The 17,557-nt window shown below is 73.8% G+C and carries 18 protein-coding genes and 1 pseudogene; 5 read left to right on the top strand and 14 right to left on the bottom strand.

Annotated features, from left to right (window positions below):
• Position 1: 1 nt before the first annotated feature.
• From JKP75_RS05780 to JKP75_RS05765, 4 genes are read right to left on the bottom strand one after another with little or no spacing between them, the layout of a single operon-like run.
• The gene (locus JKP75_RS05780) at positions 2-556 is read right to left on the bottom strand and encodes a hypothetical protein (protein ID WP_200492181.1); all 555 of its coding nucleotides are present in this window, start codon (positions 554-556) and stop codon (positions 2-4) included.
• Positions 553-2,436: a DNA primase gene (gene dnaG, locus JKP75_RS05775; RefSeq protein WP_200492182.1), complete on the bottom strand. Its 1,884-nt coding sequence runs from the start codon at positions 2,434-2,436 to the stop codon at positions 553-555. The genes JKP75_RS05780 and dnaG overlap by 4 nt, the downstream gene beginning before the upstream one ends.
• Positions 2,436-2,948, bottom strand: coding sequence for a hypothetical protein (locus JKP75_RS05770; protein WP_200492838.1), 513 nt, complete (start codon positions 2,946-2,948; stop codon positions 2,436-2,438). The genes dnaG and JKP75_RS05770 overlap by 1 nt, the downstream gene beginning before the upstream one ends.
• 10 nt (positions 2,949-2,958) lie before the next feature.
• A complete protein-coding gene (locus JKP75_RS05765; RefSeq protein WP_309229552.1) occupies positions 2,959-3,588 on the bottom strand; it encodes a YdcF family protein in 630 nt (209 codons plus the stop codon).
• An 83-nt stretch (positions 3,589-3,671) separates the two neighbouring features.
• On the opposite strand from JKP75_RS05765, the gene JKP75_RS05760 reads away from it, so the two are divergent.
• The 3 genes from JKP75_RS05760 (at position 3,672) to JKP75_RS20635 (ending at position 6,378) form a co-directional block, all read left to right on the top strand.
• Positions 3,672-4,106, top strand: a complete 435-nt coding sequence (locus tag JKP75_RS05760) for a Fur family transcriptional regulator (RefSeq protein ID WP_200492183.1) — start codon at positions 3,672-3,674, stop codon at positions 4,104-4,106.
• Positions 4,107-4,466: 360 nt separating this feature from the next.
• Complete coding sequence (locus JKP75_RS20640; protein WP_242472797.1) at positions 4,467-5,423, top strand: peroxidase family protein; 957 nt, start codon at positions 4,467-4,469, stop codon at positions 5,421-5,423.
• 91 nt (positions 5,424-5,514) lie between these two features.
• Entirely contained in the window at positions 5,515-6,378 is an 864-nt protein-coding gene (locus JKP75_RS20635) for a peroxidase family protein (RefSeq protein ID WP_375539226.1), read from the top strand.
• Between the two features lie 63 nt (positions 6,379-6,441).
• On the opposite strand, the gene JKP75_RS05750 is transcribed toward JKP75_RS20635, so the two are convergent.
• The 4 genes from JKP75_RS05750 to dusB all read right to left on the bottom strand — a co-directional run bounded on the left by JKP75_RS05750 (position 6,442) and on the right by dusB (position 11,730).
• Positions 6,442-7,323, bottom strand: coding sequence for an ABC transporter substrate-binding protein (locus JKP75_RS05750; RefSeq protein ID WP_200492185.1), 882 nt, complete (start codon positions 7,321-7,323; stop codon positions 6,442-6,444).
• Positions 7,324-7,349: 26 nt separating this feature from the next.
• Positions 7,350-10,052, bottom strand: a complete 2,703-nt coding sequence (gene ppdK, locus JKP75_RS05745) for a pyruvate, phosphate dikinase (RefSeq protein WP_200492186.1) — start codon at positions 10,050-10,052, stop codon at positions 7,350-7,352.
• Positions 10,053-10,127: 75 nt separating this feature from the next.
• Entirely contained in the window at positions 10,128-10,556 is a 429-nt protein-coding gene (locus tag JKP75_RS05740) for a hypothetical protein (RefSeq protein ID WP_200492187.1), read from the bottom strand.
• A gap of 16 nt (positions 10,557-10,572) precedes the next feature.
• Positions 10,573-11,730, bottom strand: coding sequence for a tRNA dihydrouridine synthase DusB (gene dusB / locus JKP75_RS05735; RefSeq protein WP_200492837.1), 1,158 nt, complete (start codon positions 11,728-11,730; stop codon positions 10,573-10,575).
• A 60-nt stretch (positions 11,731-11,790) separates the two neighbouring features.
• Between dusB and JKP75_RS05730 the strand changes: the two genes are divergently transcribed.
• Positions 11,791-12,420: a bifunctional 2-polyprenyl-6-hydroxyphenol methylase/3-demethylubiquinol 3-O-methyltransferase UbiG gene (locus JKP75_RS05730; RefSeq protein WP_200492836.1), complete on the top strand. Its 630-nt coding sequence runs from the start codon at positions 11,791-11,793 to the stop codon at positions 12,418-12,420.
• A 25-nt stretch (positions 12,421-12,445) separates the two neighbouring features.
• Complete coding sequence (locus JKP75_RS05725) at positions 12,446-13,018, top strand: DinB family protein (RefSeq protein ID WP_200492189.1); 573 nt, start codon at positions 12,446-12,448, stop codon at positions 13,016-13,018.
• A gap of 4 nt (positions 13,019-13,022) precedes the next feature.
• Here the strand turns inward: JKP75_RS05725 and JKP75_RS05720 are convergent, their stop codons facing one another.
• From JKP75_RS05720 to JKP75_RS05695, 6 genes and pseudogenes are all read right to left on the bottom strand, one after another.
• Complete coding sequence (locus JKP75_RS05720; RefSeq protein WP_200492190.1) at positions 13,023-14,441, bottom strand: glycine--tRNA ligase; 1,419 nt, start codon at positions 14,439-14,441, stop codon at positions 13,023-13,025.
• 56 nt (positions 14,442-14,497) lie between these two features.
• Positions 14,498-14,872 (bottom strand): HNH endonuclease signature motif containing protein, encoded by a 375-nt coding sequence (locus JKP75_RS05715; protein WP_309229549.1) that lies wholly within the window; start codon positions 14,870-14,872, stop codon positions 14,498-14,500.
• A gap of 46 nt (positions 14,873-14,918) precedes the next feature.
• A complete protein-coding gene (locus tag JKP75_RS05710; protein WP_200492191.1) occupies positions 14,919-15,317 on the bottom strand; it encodes a rhodanese-like domain-containing protein in 399 nt (132 codons plus the stop codon).
• Positions 15,318-15,612: 295 nt separating this feature from the next.
• The gene (locus JKP75_RS22525) at positions 15,613-15,870 is read right to left on the bottom strand and encodes an SDR family oxidoreductase (RefSeq protein WP_255523287.1); all 258 of its coding nucleotides are present in this window, start codon (positions 15,868-15,870) and stop codon (positions 15,613-15,615) included.
• Between the two features lie 109 nt (positions 15,871-15,979).
• Positions 15,980-16,378: pseudogene (locus JKP75_RS22520) on the bottom strand (SDR family NAD(P)-dependent oxidoreductase); the annotation flags it as partial.
• A gap of 3 nt (positions 16,379-16,381) precedes the next feature.
• On the bottom strand, positions 16,382-17,545 hold the full coding sequence (locus JKP75_RS05695) for an acyl-CoA dehydrogenase family protein (protein WP_200492194.1): 1,164 nt from the start codon (positions 17,543-17,545) through the stop codon (positions 16,382-16,384).
• Positions 17,546-17,557: the final 12 nt, after the last annotated feature.

Here is a 17,557-nt window from a genome sequence, read left to right as displayed (position 1 = left end):
CCTACTCGGGCTGCTCCGCGGCCACGACGTCGGCCAGCTTCTGGCGGGCGTGCTCGCGAGCCACCGGATCGGCGCGGTCGGCGTCGTCGTCGAAGACGACGGTCCACTCCCGCCCGGCCTGGCCGGGGATGCGCCGCGCGACGAGCAGCACGCCGCCCCGCCCGGGCAGCGGCGAGCGCTGGCTGGCCACGACCGTCTGGTCCACCCGCCGGCGCACGACGGCGGGCAGCTCCCCCGCGTCGGTGAGCGCGTGCCGCTGCACCGGCCCGCGCGCCTGCACGCCCGGCTCCACCTCGCTCAGCGGGGTGACCAGGAACGCCCCGCCCACCTGGCCAGCCGCCGTCCACCGCGCCGACGCGATCTCGTGCCACGGCAGCGGCTCGCCGGCGACGCCGTCGGCACCCACCCGGCGCAGCCCGCGGTCGGTGGCCACCAGCCAGCCCTCGTCGCGGGTCAGCGCGCCCCACGCCAGCGCCTCCTCGTCGCCTGGCAGGGCGGCGCGCACGGCCTCCGGGGCGCGGGCGAACCGCCGTCGCACCGCGTCCAGCAGGCTCACCCCAGCCCCCCGATGGCGCGCTTGCGCAGCGAGATCGCCAGCTGCTCCAGGTCCATGAGCTGCTTGAACGCCTTCATGTACTCGTCGCCGCTCTCGACCGGGTTCATCCGCTGCAGCCGCCCCTTGAGGCCGGCGATCTCGCGGACCGTCGCCATCTCCTGCAGCCGGGCCATCACCGCGGTGACGTACCCGGCGTCCGCGGCGCCGGTCGAGCGCAGCGGCTCCACCGCCAGCGCGGTCAGCTGAGCGCGGGCGCTATCCCGGTCGCACTGCTCGGCCACCAGGTCCAGCCACGCGGGGCCGGTCACCGTCGCGGCCGCCGCTCCCCCGGTGCCCGCGACCGCGGCGGCCACCGCCGCGTAGTCCGGATCGGTGTAGGCCGCGGCCGGGACGGCGTCGAACGCCGGCCCGGCCAGCTCGGGCGCCTGCAGCGCGGCCTTGACCGCCTCCCGCTCGACCGCGAGCGCGGCGTCGTCCGGCGTGCGTTGCGGCGGGCGGGGCCGGCGCCCGCGGGACTGCTGCCCGCCGTCCCCGGTGTGCCGGCGCACCCGCTCCAGCACGTCGGCCTCGTCGGTGTCGCCGATCAGCGAGGCGAGCCGCCGCGCGTACGCGGGGCGCAGCGCGTGGTCCTTGATCTGGGCGAGCAGCGGCGCGGTCTTCTCCAGCGCGGCGACCCGGCCCTCCACCGTGTCCAGGTCGTACTCGGCGAGCGTCGTCTTGAGCACGAACTCGATCAGCGGCGAGCGCCGGGCGATGAGGTCGCGCACGGCGGCGTCCCCGTGCTCCTGGCGCAGCTCGCAGGGGTCCCGACCGTCGGGCTCGACGGCGACGAAGGTCTGCGCGACGAAGCGCTGGTCCTCCTTGAACGTCTTCATCGCGGCGGCCTGGCCCGCGGCGTCGCCGTCGAAGGTGTAGACCACCTCCCCGCGGAACTCGTCCTGGTCCATGAGCAGCCGGCGCAGCACGCTGATGTGCTCGCCGCCGAAGGCGGTGCCGCACGAGGCGACGGCGGTGGTGACGCCGGCCAGGTGGCAGGCCATGACGTCGGTGTAGCCCTCGACGACGACGGCCTGGTGCCGCTTGGCGATGTCCCGCTTGGCCCGCTCGATGCCGTACAGCACGGTGCTCTTCTTGTAGAGCGGCGTCTCGGGGGTGTTCAGGTACTTGGGGCCGGGGTCGTCGTCCATCAGCTTGCGGGCGCCGAAGCCGATGACGTCCCCGGTGATGTCCCGGATCGGCCACACCAGCCGCCGGTGGAAGCGGTCGATCAGCGTGCCGCGCGAGGACTCCTTGGCCAGCCCCGCGGTGACCAGCTCGTTCTGGGTGTAGCCGGCCGCCCGCAGGTGCCGGGTGAGCGCGTCCCAGCCGCCGGGGGCGAACCCGCAGCCGAAGTCCAGCGCCACCTGCCGGTCGAAGCCGCGCTCGGCGAGGAACTGCCGGGCGGGGGCGGCGTCGGGCGTGCCCAGCTGCTCGGCGTAGAAGGCGGCCGCGGCGGCGTTGGCCGCGACCAGCCGCGCGCGCTGGCCGACCGACGCGCGGTCGGGGCCCGCGGTGGGCCGGCCGCCGTCGTCCTCGTACTTGAGCTCGATGTTCGCCCGGTTGGCCAGCAGCTCGACGGCCTCGGAGAACGCGAGGTGGTCGATCTGCTGGATGAAGGAGATGACGTCGCCGCCCACCCCGCAACCGAAGCAGTGGTAGAGACCCCTCGACGGCGTCACCTGGAACGACGGCGACTTCTCGTCGTGGAACGGGCACAGCCCCTTGAGGCTGCCCCCGCCGGCGTTCTTCAGCTGCAGGTGCTCGCCGACGATCTCGTCGATCCGCGAGCGCTCGCGGACCAGCGCGATGTCCGCGGCGCGGATGCGTCCACGGCCGGCCATCAGGACGCCCCCCCGGCCACGGCGGCCCCCGCCGTCGCCGCCACCACCGCCGTGGCGTTCCGCCGCATGATGACGCGCTCGAGGAACAGCAGGAAGACCTGGTGCTCCAGGGACATCGCCGGGTCGGCCGTCAGCGTCGGCCGCGGGGACCAGCCGCCGGTCGAGCCGCTGTGCGCGACCTGCCGGCCACCGGAGACGAAGCGGTGGGTGCCCTTCCAGTACGACAGGCTCGACACCTCGACCGGGACGCCGTCGAGTTCCGCGGACCAGGTGCCCTTCCAGAAGGACGTCTGGCGCGCCCGCAGGCGGACGGCGTCCTCCGGGTCGTCGGCCCAGCGCCCGCGCAGCTCGCCCTCGCGCTTGCTGAACACCCACTCGCGCCCGCCGACGACGGCCGTCGCCTGCTCCTTCCAGCTCGACGCCCGGAGCGCGGCCACGACCACGCCGTCGGACAGCACCGGGACGACGCCCTTGCCCGCCCCGAGCGTGCCGGCCTTGCCCGGTTCGAGCACCGTGCCCCCCTCAGCCGATCCCGGGAGCGCCGGCGACCGACTCCCCCGTCACGCGGTACAGGAGGTAGGCCGCCGTCTCCCGCATGATGTAGCGGAACTGCGTCACGCGAGTCTGCACCGCGGGCCCCTGGCGGGTCGGCGAGCTCTGCACGGTGAGCCCGGCGTCGGACGCCATGCGCTCCGCCCGCATCGCGTGCCACGGGTCGGTGACCAGGACGGCGTCGGTCCAGCCGCGCTCGTCGAAGGCCGCGGCGACGGCGCGCATGCTCTCCAGGGTGTCCACGCCCTCGGGCACCGCGAGCAGCGCCTCGGCCGGGACGCCGGCCTGCGCCAGGTAGTCGCGACCGGCCTCGGCCTCGGTGAAGGCGTCACCGGCGGCCTTGCCGCCGACGGTCACGATCACCGGCGCGACGCCGGCGTCGTGCAGCGAGATCGCGTGCTCGAGCCGGGCCTCGAAGATCGAGGAGGGGACGCCGTTGTACTGCGCGGACCCGAGCACCACGATCGCGTCGGACGGCGGGCGGGAGTCCTGCCGCGCCGTCCACCAGATGGCCAGCGCGGTGGCGGCGACGAGCAGCAGCGAGGCCACGACGGCGGCACCGACCACCCGGGCCACCAGGCTCCGCACACGCACCCCCACGCGTCATGGGTACCACGCGGGTCCGACGAGCGGGCCGGCACCTCATCTTGAATGATTCCGGATTGGACGGCAGACTCGACCCCATGCCGACGCCCCCCGAGTACGAGTCGATGCTGCGCAGCGCCGCGCTGCGGGTGACCCGGCCGCGGCTGGCCGTCCTGGCCGCCGTCCACGCCAGCCCGCACGCCGACACCGACTCGCTCATCAGCGCCGTGCGCCGGACGTCGGGGCCGGTCTCGCACCAGGCCGTCTACGACGTGCTGCGGACGCTCACCGACGTGGGACTGGTCCGCCGTTTCCAGCCGGAGGGCTCGGTGGCACGCTACGAGGCCCGGATCGGCGACAACCACCACCACCTGGTCTGCCGGTCGTGCGGCGCCATCGTCGACGTCGACTGCGCGGTCGGGGAGGCCCCCTGCCTGACCGTCAGCGACGACGCGGGCTTCGCGATCGACGAGGCCGAGGTCGTCTACTGGGGCCGCTGCCCGGACTGCCTCGCACGACCCACCGACGCCTGACACATCCATCCCGACCCCGCACCATCCGCCGCACAGAGAGGCTCACCGTGAAGGACGAGCAGAACAAGGTCGAGACCGCGAGCACCAGCGAGAGCGAGAACCCGGCGATCCCCTCGCCGGAGGCACACACCGGCGGCCGTCCCCGCACCAACCGCGACTGGTGGCCCAACCAGGTCGACCTGTCGGTGCTGAACAAGCCGTCGAAGGACTCCGACCCCCTCGGTGCGGACTTCGACTACAGGGCGGCGTTCGCCGAGCTGGACGTCGAGGCGCTCAAGGCCGACCTGCGCACGCTCATGCGCACCTCGCAGGACCTGGTGGCCGGCCGACTGGGGCCACTACGGCCCGCTGTTCATCCGCATGTCCTGGCACGCGGCCGGCACCTACCGGATCGCCGACGGCCGGGGCAGCGGCAACAACGGGGGCCAGCGCTTCGCCCCGCTCAACAGCTGGCCGGACAACGCCAGCCTCGACAAGGCCCGCCGCCTGCTGCTGCCGATCAAGCAGAAGTACGGCCGCAAGCTCTCCTGGGCCGACCTGCTCGTGCTCGCCGGCAACGTCGCGCACGACGACATGGGCCTGCCCACCTTCGGCTTCGCCTTCGGCCGCGAGGACACCTGGCAGCCCGAGGAGATCTTCTGGGGTCCGGAGGACACCTGGCTCGGCGACGAGCGCTACGCCGGCGACGACCCGCTGAACCTCGACGACGGCCCGCTGGCCAACGTCACCATGGGCCTGATCTACGTCAACCCCGAGGGCCCCAAGGGCAACCCCGACCCGATCGGCTCGGGCCACGACATCAAGCAGACGTTCCGCCGCATGGGCATGACCGACGAGGAGACCGTCGCGCTCATCGCCGGTGGCCACACGTTCGGCAAGACGCACGGCAACGGCGACCCGTCGCTGCTGGGCCCCGAGCCCGAGGGCTGCCCGGTGCACGGCAACGGCCTCGGGTGGCAGAACCCGCAGGGCACCGGCAAGGGCGCGGACACCATCACCAGCGGCCTCGAGGGCGCCTGGACCCCCACGCCGACCCAGTGGGACAACTCCTACTGGGACACCCTGTTCGGCTGGGACTGGGAGCTCGTCACGAGCCCGGCGGGCGCCAAGCAGTGGCAGCCGAAGAACCCCGAGGCGCAGGAGCTCGTCCCCGACGCGCACATCGAGGGCAAGAAGAACCCCCCGATGATGTCCACCGCCGACATGGCGCTGCGGATGGACCCCGAGCTCCGTGCCTACGCCGAGCGCTTCCGGGACGACCCGGAGTACTTCGCCGACCAGTACGCCCGCGCGTGGTTCAAGCTGCTGCACCGCTGACCTGGGGCCGCGGTCGCGCTACCTCGGCCCGGACGCGCCCGCCGAGGAGCTCGTCTGGCAGGACCCGGTCCCCGCCGTCGACCACGAGCTCGTGGGCGAGGCGGAGATCGCCGACCTGAAGCAGCGGCTGCTCTCCTCCGGTCTCACCGTGTCGCAGCTGGTGCACACCGCCTGGGCGTCCGCCGCGTCCTTCCGCAGCACCGACTACCGCGGCGGCGCGAACGGCGCCCGCATCCGCCTCCAGCCGCAGATCGACTGGGCGGCCAACGAGGGCGTGCGCGACGTGCTGCCCGTGCTCGAGCGCGTCAAGGGCGAGTTCGAGCAGCAGACCGGCGCGAAGGTCTCGCTGGCCGACCTGATCGTCCTCGGCGGCACCGCCGCGGTCGAGAAGGCGGCCGCGGACGCCGGCGTTCAGGTCACCGTGCCGTTCCACCCGGGGCGGACCGATGCCTCGCAGGAGCAGACCGACGTCGACAACTTCCGCTGGCTGGAGACGCGGGCCGACGGCTTCCGCAACTGGATCGACCCGACCACCAAGATCTCCCCGGAGACGCTGCTGGTCGAGAAGGCCTACATGCTGAACCTGACGGCCAAGGAGATGACGGTCCTCGTCGGCGGGCTGCGCGTGCTCGGCGCGAACACCGGCGGCACGCAGCACGGCGTCTTCACCGACCGCCCGGGCGTCCTGTCCCAGGACTTCTTCCGCAACCTGCTGGACCTGGGCATCTCGTGGTCCACCTCGGCCTCGGCCGAGAACGTCTACGAGGGCCGAGACGCCGACGGCACCGTCGTCCGCACCGCCACCGCGGCCGACCTGGTGTTCAACTCGAACTCCATCCTGCGCGGCATGGTGGAGGTCTACTCCTCCGACGACGCCCAGGAGCTGTTCGTCCGGGACTTCGTCGCGGCGTTCGTGAAGGTCATGGAGCTCGACCGCTTCGACCTGCACGCCTGACCCACCCCGCCGGCGCCCCGGCCCGCCTCGTGCGGGCCGGGGCGTCGGCGCGTCCGGGCGCGGTCAGGCGACCCGCACGGCCAGCGGCGGCGGGGCGGCGCCCGGCTCGGGGTGCAGCACCGCGGCCAGCGTCTCGACGCCGTCCACCAGCCGCGGTCCGGGCCGGACGACGACGGCGTTGCCGTCGACCGCCCACACCGGGACGCCGGGCAGGTGCTGGGCGACCGTCGCGGCCTGCTCGACCGCCCCGCCCAGGCCGAAGCCGCAGGGTGCGACCACCACCACCTCCGGGTCCGCCGCGGCGAACTCGGCCCAGTCGACGGGGGCCGACCGCTGCCCCGGCCGGCACGCCACCGGCTCCCCGCCGGCCGCGGTGACGAGGTCCGGGACCCAGTGCCCGGCCGGGAACGGCGGGTCGACCCACTCGACGACGGCGACCCGCGGCCGCGGCCGGCCCGCCACCCGCGCCCCGACCGCGGCCAGCCGGGCCCGCAGCGCGGTCACCAGCTCGTCGGCCCGAGCCGGCACCCCGGCCCGCTCGCCGACGGTGCCGATCGTGGCGAGGACGTCCTCCAGCGTGTGCGGGTCGAGAGTCACGACGTCGGCCCGGCAGCCGAGGTGCGCGACCGCCTCGTCGACCCGGCCGGCGGGCAGCGCGCAGACCCGGCACAGGTCCTGGGTCAGCACGACGTCGGGATCGAGTGCGGCGAGGGCGCCGGCGTGCAGCGTGTAGGGGTCCTCCCCCGCCGCCACCCGGGCGCGCACCGCCGCGTCGATCTCCGCGGGGCCCAGGCCTGCGGTGTCCAGCCCGCCCACGACGACGGACTTCTCCTGCCGGGCCGCGGCCGGCTCGTCGCACTCGAAGGTGACGCCGACGAGCTGGTCGCCCAGCCCGAGGGCATAGACGATCTCGGTCGCCGAGGGCAGCAGGGAGACGATGCGCACGGCGAGCACGCTAGGGCGGCAGCGGATCAGCCGCCCGCCAGGTCCCCGCCCAGCGCGGCGCGAGCCGCCTCCAGCCGGGCGACCGGCACCCGGAACGGCGAGCAGGACACGTAGTCCAGCCCGACCTCGTGGAAGAAGTGCACCGAGTCGGGGTCCCCGCCGTGCTCGCCGCAGACGCCGAGCTTGAGGTCGGGCCGCGCGGCGCGCCCGGCCTCCACCGCGATCCGGACCAGCTCCCCCACCCCGTCCCGGTCCAGGGACTCGAACGGCGAGACGCCGAAGATCCCCTTGTCCAGGTAGGCGTGGAAGAACGCCGCCTCGACGTCGTCCCGCGAGAACCCCCACGTCATCTGGGTGAGGTCGTTCGTGCCGAAGGAGAAGAACTCGGCCGAGCCCGCGATCTGGCCGGCCGTGAGCGCGGCGCGCGGCACCTCGATCATCGTGCCCAGCAGGCCGTCGACCTCGCAGCCCTGCTCCTCGAAGACCTGCGCGAGCACCGCCCGCGCCTCCTCGCGGATCGCCTCCAGCTCCTGGACGGCGCCGACCAGCGGGATCATGATCTCCGGTCGCGGGTCGCCGCCGGCCCTCTTCCGCTCGCAGGCCGCCTCGGCGATCGCCCGCACCTGCATCGCGAACAGGCCGGGCACCACCAGGCCCAGCCGGACCCCGCGCAGGCCGAGCATCGGGTTCTCCTCGTGCATGCGGCGCACCGCGGCGAGCAGCCGGAGCTGCCCCTCGTCGTGGTGGCCCTCCGCCTCGGCCACCGCGACCCGCACGGAGAGCTCGGTGAGGTCGGGCAGGAACTCGTGCAGCGGCGGGTCGAGCAGCCGGACGGTGACCGGGAGCCCGTCCATCGCCTCGAAGATCTCCAGGAAGTCCTGCCTCTGCAGCGGCTCCAGGGCGTCCAGCGCGGCCTGCCGGTCGGCGTCGTCCTCGGCGAGGATCAGCTTCTCCACGTGCCGCCGCCGGTCGCCGAGGAACATGTGCTCGGTCCGGCACAGCCCGATGCCGCGAGCGCCGAACCGGCGGGCGCGCTCGGCGTCCTCGGCGGTGTCGGCGTTGGTCCGGACGTCCAGCCGCCGCACCTCGTCGGCGTGCGCCAGGATCCGGTGCACGGCCCGCACCAGCTCGTCGGCGTCGTCGGCGCCGGGGTCCAGCTCGCCCTCGAAGTAGCGGACGACGGACGACGGCTCGACCGGCACCTCCCCCAGCCACACCCGGCCGGTCGACCCGTCGATGGAGACGACGTCGCCCTCCTCGACGACGGCGCCGCCGGGCGCGGTGAACCGGCGCGCCTTGGTGTCGACGTCGAGCTCCTCGGCGCCGCAGACGCAGGTCTTGCCCATGCCGCGCGCGACGACGGCCGCGTGCGAGGTCTTGCCGCCCCGGCTGGTCAGCACGCCCTCGGCGGCGATCATCCCGGCGAGGTCGTCGGGGTTGGTCTCGCGGCGGACCAGCACGACCTTCTCCCCGCGGCCGGTCCACTCGACCGCCGTCTCCGACGAGAACACCGCCCTGCCGACGGCGGCGCCCGGCGAGGCGTTCATGCCCTGGGTGAGCTGCGTGGCGTCCCCGCCGGAGACGAACCGCGGGAACATGAGCTGGGCCAGCTGGTCACCGGTCACCCGGCGGACGGCCTCGTCCAGGTCGATGAGCCCCTCGTCGACCAGCTGGGCGGCGATGACGAACGCCGCCGCCGCGGTGCGCTTGCCGACCCGGGTCTGCAGCATCCACAGCTTGGTGCGCTCGACGGTGAACTCGATGTCGCACAGGTCGCGGTAGTGCTGCTCGAGCCGGCCCATGATCCCCATGAGCTCGTCGTAGGCGGGCCGGTCGATCTCCTGCAGGTCGACCAGCGGCACGGTGTTGCGGATGCCGGCGACGACGTCCTCCCCCTGCGCGTTCTGCAGGTAGTCGCCGTACACGCCCTGCGCGCCGCTGCCCGGGTCGCGGGTGAAGGCGACGCCGGTGCCGGAGTCCATGCCGAGGTTGCCGAACACCATCGCGCACACGTTGACGGCGGTGCCGGCGTCGCTGGGGATGCGCTCGCGCCGGCGGTAGATGACCGCGCGGTCGGAGTTCCAGGAGTCGAAGACGGCGGTGATCGCCAGGTCCATCTGCTCGCGCGGGTCCTGCGGGAAGTCGCGCCCGGTGTGCTCGCGCACGATCGCCTTGAACCGGTCGACGACGTCGCGCAGGTGCTCGGCGTCCAGGTCGAGGTCGGACTCCGTGCCCTGCTCGGCCTTCACCGCGTCGAACGCCTCGTCGAACAGCTCGCCGTCGATGCCCAGCACGGTCTTGCCGAACATCTGGATCAGCCGGCGGTAGGAGTCCCAGGCGAACCGCTCGCTGCCGGCCTGCTCGGCCAGCCCGCGCACCGACTCGTCGGTCAGGCCGACGTTGAGGACGGTCTCCATCATCCCGGGCATGGACGCCGCCGCCCCGGAGCGGACCGACACCAGCAGCGGGTCGGCCGGGTCGCCCAGCGTCCGGCCCATGGCCTGCTCGAGCGCGGCCAGGTGCTCGCCGACCTGCGCGCCGAGCTCGTCGGGCGTCGTCCCGTGCTCGAGGTAGTACCGGCAGGCGTCGGTGGTGATCGTGAAGCCCGGCGGGACGGGCAGCCCCAGGGTGGTCATCTCGGCGAGGTTGGCGCCCTTGCCGCCGAGCAGGTCCTTCTGCTCCTTGCTGCCCTGGCTGAAGTCGTAGACCCAGGTGTCCCCGCTGGACATCGTCCGCACCTCCGCGCTCGTCGGCCGGCTACCGCCTGGAGGCGATCGTGCCGCACCGGAGCGCGCGCGGCCGGGTCAGCCGACGCCGCAGATGCGCAGGCCGTCCTGGCCGATGACGGTCAGCTCGGCCGAGCCGCCGCCGGACCAGCGCACCGGCACGACGCGGGCGTCGCCGTCCCGGCGCACCTCACCGAGCTCGGGCTCCCCCTGGCCCAGGTACGCGTCGGCCACCTCGGTGGGCTCGAGCCGGGCGCGCTCCTCCTCGCAGAGCAGCGCGTGCGCGGTCTCGGTGTCGCCGGCGGCGAGCGCGGTCAGGAAGACACCGCTGACCTCCGTCGCCTGGTCGCTGCCCGACCCCCGGATGAGGTAGGCCAGGACGACGACGAGCAGCGCCACCAGCACGGTGCCGCCCATGATCAGCACGAGGAGCTTCCCCGAGCGCTGCGGGACGCCGGTGTGCAGCGGCGCCGGGCCCTCGTCGTAGAGGAACGGTCCCGTGCTCATGGCTCGAAAGGCGTGCTCATCCGCCGCTCACTTCCAGTTCGGCGCCGGACGGCGGCCTCGGGTCGTCCCGGTCGAGCAGCCAGCCCTCGGGGAGGGCGACCGGCCGGGGCGGGGTGGTCCGGCCCCGGGGAGCCCCGAGGACGGCGGTGGGATAGGGCTGGTCGGGGATGCGGGCCAGCAGCTCGGCCAGCTCGTCGAGACCGCTGACCATCGCCAGCGCGCGCCGGACGTCGGACCCGACCGAGAAGCCCTTGAGGTACCAGGCGACGTGCTTGCGGAAGTCGCTGCAGCCGTGGCGTTCCCCGTGCTCGGCGGCGAGCAGGGTGGCGTGCCGGTGCATGATCGCCCCGACCTCGCGCATCGTCGGCAGCGCGCGCCGGGTCTCCCCCGCGAAGGCGGCGGCGAGGTCGCCGAACAGCCACGGCCGGCCCAGGCAGCCCCGCCCGATGACCACGCCCGCGCAGCCGGTCTCGGCGACCATGCGCAGGGCGTCGTCGGCCTCCCAGATGTCGCCGTTGCCCAGCACCGGGATGTCGACGGCCTCGACCAGCCGCGCGATCGGCGCCCAGTCGGCGGTGCCGCTGTAGAGCTGGTCGGCGGTGCGGCCGTGCAGGGTGACCGCGGCGGCGCCCTCGTCCTGGGCGATCCGGCCGGCGTCGAGGTAGGTGACGTGGTCGGCATCGATGCCGATGCGGGTCTTGATGGTGACCGGGACGTCACCGGCCGCCCGGACGGCCGCGCGCACGATGTCGCGCAGCAGGACGCGGTGCCAGGGCAGCGCCGAGCCACCGCCCTTGCGGGTCACCTTGGGCACCGGGCAGCCGAAGTTGAGGTCGATGTGCGCCGGACGGGTGCCGGCGACGCCCTCGTCGACCAGCATCTCGACGGCGCGGCCGACGGTCGCCGGGTCCACCCCGTACAGCTGGACGGAGAAGGCGTCCTTCTCGTCGGCGGTCGCGCGGATCATCCGCAGCGTCTTGTCGTTGCGCTCCACCAGCGCCCGCGTGGTGATCATCTCGCACACGTAGAGCCCGGCGCCGAACTCGCGGCACAGCGTGCGGAAGGCGGGGTTGGTGATGCCGGCCATCGGCGCGAGCACCACCGCGGGGTCGACCGTCAGCGCCCCGAGCCGCAGCGGCGGGAGCGCCGTCGTCGGCTCGAGCGTGGCGGTCACGTCTCCAGGGTAGGCGGCGCGGTGCGTGACACCCGGGTCACCGTCTGCCAGCCTGCCCGGGTGCTGACCGACTGGAGCCACAACAGCTGGTACCACTCCCTGCTCCAGCGGCAGGTCCCCGCGGGCGCGCGGCGGGTGCTCGACGTCGGCTGCGGCTCGGGCACGCTCGCCCGCCGGCTCGCGGCGACGGTGCCGCAGGTCGACGGCTTCGACCTGTCGCCGGAGATGATCGCCGAGGCGCGGAAGGACGCGCCGGCGAACCTGTCGCTCCGGGTGGCCGACGCGCTCACCGTCGACGTCCCGCCCGAGACGTACGACGCCGTCGTCAGCGTCGCGGTGCTGCACCACCTGCCGCTGGCCGAGGCGCTGCCGCGCATGGCCGGCTGGCTCCGGCCCGGTGGCGTGCTGACCGCGGTCGCGCTGCCCCGCGCCGAGCTGCCCCGCGAGCTGCCGCTGCAGGTGGCGTCGTCCCTCGGCCACCACGGGCTCGGGCTGGCGTTCGCCGCCGCCCGCCCGCTCACCGGGGCGGAGCTGTTCCGCCACGAGGACAGCCACGGCGCGATGCCGATCCAGGACGCGACGCTGAGCACCCGCGAGGTCCGGGCGCAGGCGGCGGCGGTGCTGCCCGGCGTCCGCGTGCGGCAGCTGCTGTTCTGGCGCTACCTGCTGGTCTGGCGCAAGCCCGCCTGATCGGATCGGCCCTAGTCTCGCGGGCATGGACGAGAGGGCCCCGGGCCGGCTCGGCTGGCCGCACGAGATCGCCGAGCAGCTGGACTGGCACTGGCGCAACCAGCTGCGCCCCCGGCTCGAGGGGCTGACCGACGACGAGTACCTGTGGGAGCCGGTCGGCGGGATGTGGAGCGTCCGCCCACGCGGGACGTCGTCGGCACCGATCACCGCCGGTCAGGGGCCGTTCACCATCGACTTCGAGTTCCCCGAACCCGACCCGGCCCCGGTGACGACGATCGCCTGGCGTCTGGGGGACGTCGTCGTCGGCGTGCTGGGCATGCGGGTCGCATCGCACTTCGGCGGGTCGCCGGTGGACTACGACAGTCATGCCTTCCCCGGCGACGCCGCGACCGCGCTCCTCCAGCTGGATGCCGGGTACGCGGCGTGGAGCGCCGGAGTGCGGGGACTGGACGAGGAGGGGATGCGCCGGCCGTGCGGCCCGGCCGAGGGGCCCTACGCCGAGGCACCGATGGCAACGCTGGTCCTGCACATCAACCGGGAGGTCATCCACCACGGCGCGGAGATCGCCCTGCTGCGCGACCTCCACCGCCGACGCTGACGAATCAGCAGCCGACGAGCCGCGCGCCCAGGTAGGACTCGACCTGGTCCAGCGCGACGCGCTCCTGGTTCATCGAGTCGCGCTCGCGGATGGTCACGGCCTGGTCCTCGAGGGTGTCGAAGTCCACCGTGATGCAGAACGGCGTCCCGACCTCGTCCTGCCGGCGGTACCGGCGGCCGATCGCGCCGGCGTCGTCGAAGTCGACGTTCCAGTTGCGGCGCAGCGCGGTGGCCAGGTCCTTCGCCTTGGGCGAGAGGTCGGCGTTGCGCGACAGCGGGAGGACGGCGGCCTTCACCGGCGCCAGCCGCGGGTCGAGCTTGAGCACCGTACGGGTGTCCACACCGCCCTTGGCGTTGGGCGCCTCGTCCTCGGTGTACGCCTCGATGAGGAACGCCATCAGCGAGCGGGTCAGGCCGGCCGCGGGCTCGATGACGTACGGCGTCCACCGGGTGTTCGAGGCCTGGTCGAAGTACGACAGGTCGGTGCCCGAGTGCTCGGTGTGCGTCTTCAGGTCGAAGTCGGTGCGGTTGGCGATGCCCTCGAGCTCGCCCCACTCGGAGCCCTGGAAGCCGAAGCGGTACTCGATGTCGACGGTGCGCTTCGAGTAGTGCGACAGCTTCTCCTTCGCGTGCTCGTAGTGGCGGAGGTTGTCGCGGTCGATGCCGAGGTCGGTGTACCAGGCGGTGCGCTGGTCGATCCAGTACTGGTGCCACTCCTCGTCGGTGCCCGGCTCGACGAAGAACTCCATCTCCATCTGCTCGAACTCGCGGGTGCGGAAGATGAAGTTGCCGGGGGTGATCTCGTTGCGGAAGGACTTGCCGATCTGGCCGATGCCGAACGGCGGCTTCTTGCGCGCGGCGCCCATGACGTTGGCGAAGTTCACGAAGATGCCCTGGGCGGTCTCCGGCCGGAGGTAGTGCAGGCCGGACTCGTCCTCGACCGGGCCGAGGTAGGTCTTGAGCATCATGTTGAAGTCGCGCGGCTCGGTCCACGCGCCCTTCGTGCCGCAGTTCGGGCAGGAGATGTCGGCCAGGCCGTTCTCCGGCGCCCGGCCCTTCTTCTCCTCGTAGCCCTCTTCGAGGTGGTCGGCCCGGAAGCGCTTGTGGCAGCTCTGGCACTCGGTCAGGGGGTCGGTGAAGACGCCGACGTGACCGGAGGCGATCCAGGTCTGGCGCGGCAGGATCACCGAGGAGTCCAGGCCGACGATGTCGTCCCGGCTCTGGACGACGGTGCGCCACCACTGCTTCTTGATGTTCTCCTTGAGCTCGACGCCCAGCGGACCGTAGTCCCAGGCGGAGCGGGTACCGCCGTAGATCTCCCCCGACGGGAAGACGAAGCCCCGTCGCTTGCAGAGGTTCACGACCTTGTCGAGGCGGGCGGGGTCGTGCTTGGCGGTGCTGTCGCTCACGGCGAGAGGCTCCATCCGGCTGGCGGTCGGCGGTTGACCTGCCCACGGTAGTTCCCCCGTCCGCGGCGTCGTCAGTCGGTGACCACCGCCGCCGGCTCCCCCGCGGACTGCGGGGTCAGCGCCATCCTGATCTCGGCGTGCCGCACCAGGAAGGCGCGCTCGTCCAGCTTCTTCCGGCGCAGCCAGCCGGTCACCTCGTCGTTGCACTTGCTGGCGTTGCACGAGCCGCAGGCCGGCGCGATGTTGTCCAGCGTGTAGCGGCCGCCGCGGGAGATCGGCAGCACGCAGTCCCGCTGCAGCGGGACCCCGGTGGCACGGCAGTACGCGCAGCCGCCCCAGGCCGCCTGCAGCGCGCTCCACTGCTCCGGGCTCAGGTCGTGCTCGACGGCGTCCATCCGGCGCTTGCGCCGGCGGGCGTACCGGGCGGTGCGGGTGCGGCTGACCACGGGCCGACCGTAGGCGCTGACCGGCGCCGGGCGTGGGACCGCCGCGTCACTCCCGCACGTCGGCCGGGCCGCAGGTCACCGGCAGCCCGGCGGCCAGCCACGCCTCGACCCCGCCGGCGAGGTCGGTGGCGCGGTGCAGGCCGATCGCGCGCAGCGAGGCCGCGGCCAGGCTGGAGCTGTAGCCCTGCCGGCAGACGACGACCACCTCGACGTCCCAGCCGGTCGCCTCGGGGATCCTCGCGTCGCTCGTCGGGTCCAACCGCCACTCGAGGACGGTGCGGTCGATGACCAGCGCGCCGGGCAGCTCGCCCTGCCGGCGGCGCTGGGCCTCGGTGCGGGTGTCCACGACCAGCGCCCCGCGGGCCTGCGCCGCGACGACCTCGGCGGGGCCGGGGCGGTGCACGCCCGCGCGGCTGGCGGCCAGCAGGGCGTCGATCCCCGTCACGGGACGTACGCACCCGGCTCGTCGACGGCGTGCACCCACACCGGCGCCCCGGCGATCTTGACCGCGGCGGCCGACAGCCCGCGCCGGTAGGCGCCGACGCCGTCCCAGCGGGTCACCAGGGCGAACAGGGCGGGGTCGTCGGCCGCGCGCCCGAAGTCCCCGCCCCGGAAGCCGGGTTGCGCGCCGAGCGCCTCGAGCAGCGGACCGACCGCGGCCACCAGGGCGTCGGCGTCCGCCCCGGTCGCCCGCAGGCGGGTCACCGCGAACATGCCGACGTCCCCTGCCGTCCCGCCGATCAGCGCGGTGCCATCCGGATGGCGCCGTCGAGGCGGATCGTCTCGCCGTTGAGGTAGCCGTTCTCCAGGATCTGGCCGGCCAGCTGGGCGAACTCCGAGGTGTGGCCCAGCCGCGCCGGGTTCGGCACCGAGGCCTCCAGGGAGGCCCGCACGTCCTCGCGCAGCCGCGCCAGCAGCGGGGTGTCCATGATCCCGGGCGCGATGGTGCAGACCCGGATCGCCTTGCTCGCCAGGTCGCGGGCGGCGTTGAGGGTCATGCCGACGATGGCGGCCTTGGACGCGGTGTAGGGCAGCTGACCGATCTGGCGCCTCGTAGGCGGCCACCGAGGCGGTGAGCACGATCGCGCCGCGCTCGCCGTCGACGGGCTCGGTGCGGGCCATGCGCGCCGCCCCCAGCCGCAGGGCGTTGAAGGAACCGGTGACGTTGAGCTTCATCACCCACTCGAAGTCCTCGAGCGAGCCGGGCTCGCCGTCCTTGTCCAGGACGCGCAGCCGGCGGCCGGCACCGGCGCAGTGCACGAGCCCGCGCAGCGGGCCGTCCTCGCCGGCCGCGTCGAGGGCCGCCGCGAACTGGTCGGCGTCGGTGACGTCGGCCGGGGCGAAGCGGGCGGCGTCGCCGAGGTCGGCCGCGACCTGCTCACCGGCCGAGCTCGGCAGGTCGATGATGGTGACCCGGCCGCCGGCGGCGACCAGGCGCTGGGCGGTGGCCAGGCCGAGGCCCGAGGCGCCGCCGGTGACGGCGGTGACGAGTCCGTTGAGCTGCATGGGTCAGATTCCTTCTCGGTTGCGGTCACGGGCGACGAGCTGGGCGGCGATGACGTTGCGCTGCACCTCGTTGGTGCCCTCGCCGAGGATCATCAGCGGGGCGTCGCGGAAGTAGCGCTCGACGTCGTACTCACGGGAGAAGCCGTAGCCGCCGTGCACGCGCATGGCGTCGAGGGCTACCTGCATGGCGGTCTCGGAGGCGAACAGCTTGGCCATGCCGGCCTCGAGGTCGGCGCGCCTGCCGCTGTCGAGCACGGCGGCGGCGTCGAGGGTCATCAGGCGGGCGGCCCGGGTCTTCGTCGCCATGTCGGCGAGCAGGTTGCCGACCGACTGGTGCTGCCAGATCGGCTTGCCGAAGGTCTCCCGGTCCTGGGCGTAGCGCAGCGCCGCGGTGAGCGCGGCCTGGGCGACGCCGACCGCTCGGGCGGCGACCTGGATCCGGCCGACCTCGAGCCCGCGCATCATGTGCCGCCAGCCGTGGCCGGGCTCGCCCCCGAGGACGGCGGAGGCGGGCACCCGCATCGCGTCGAAGGAGAGCTCGCAGGCCTCCACTCCGCGGTAGCCGAGCTTGGGGATCTTGCCCGACACGGTCAGGCCCTCGCCCGGCTCGACCAGCACCACGCTCATCCCCGCGTGTGCCGGCTGGGCGGTGCGGTCGGTCTTGCAGAGCAGGCCGATGAGGCCGGAGTGCTGGGCGTTGGAGATCCAGGTCTTCGAGCCGGAGATGACCAGGTCGTCGCCGTCGGCGACGGCGTGGGTGCGCATGCCCTGCAGGTCGCTGCCGCCCGAGGGCTCGGTGAGCGCCATGGTCGCGCGGATGCGCCCCTCGGCCATCGCCGGCAGGTAGCGCTGCTGCTGGTCCTCGGTGCCGAAGGTCCGGATCAGGTAGGTGATGACCGAGTGCCCGCCGATGGCGCCGGCCAGGCTCATCCAGCCGCGGGCCAGCTCCTCGGTGACGCGGGCGAAGCACGCGGCGCTGACGTCGGAGCCGCCGTGCTCCACGGGGCCGAGGAGACCGAAGAAGCCGAGCTCCTTCATCTCCTCGATGAACTCCTCCGGGTACTGGTCGACCGACTCGAACTCGCGCACGCGGGGGGCGACCCGCTCGTCGACGAACTGCGCGACCAGGGCGACCATGTCCTGCTCGTCGGCTGTCAGGGAGCTCATGGCCGGGACACT

This window comes from Blastococcus sp. TML/M2B, from assembly GCF_016612865.1.
In the GTDB taxonomy this organism is placed as follows: domain Bacteria; phylum Actinomycetota; class Actinomycetes; order Mycobacteriales; family Geodermatophilaceae; genus Blastococcus.
Note: the sequence above shows the minus strand (reverse complement) of the source record. Positions and strands in the feature narration are given on the sequence as shown.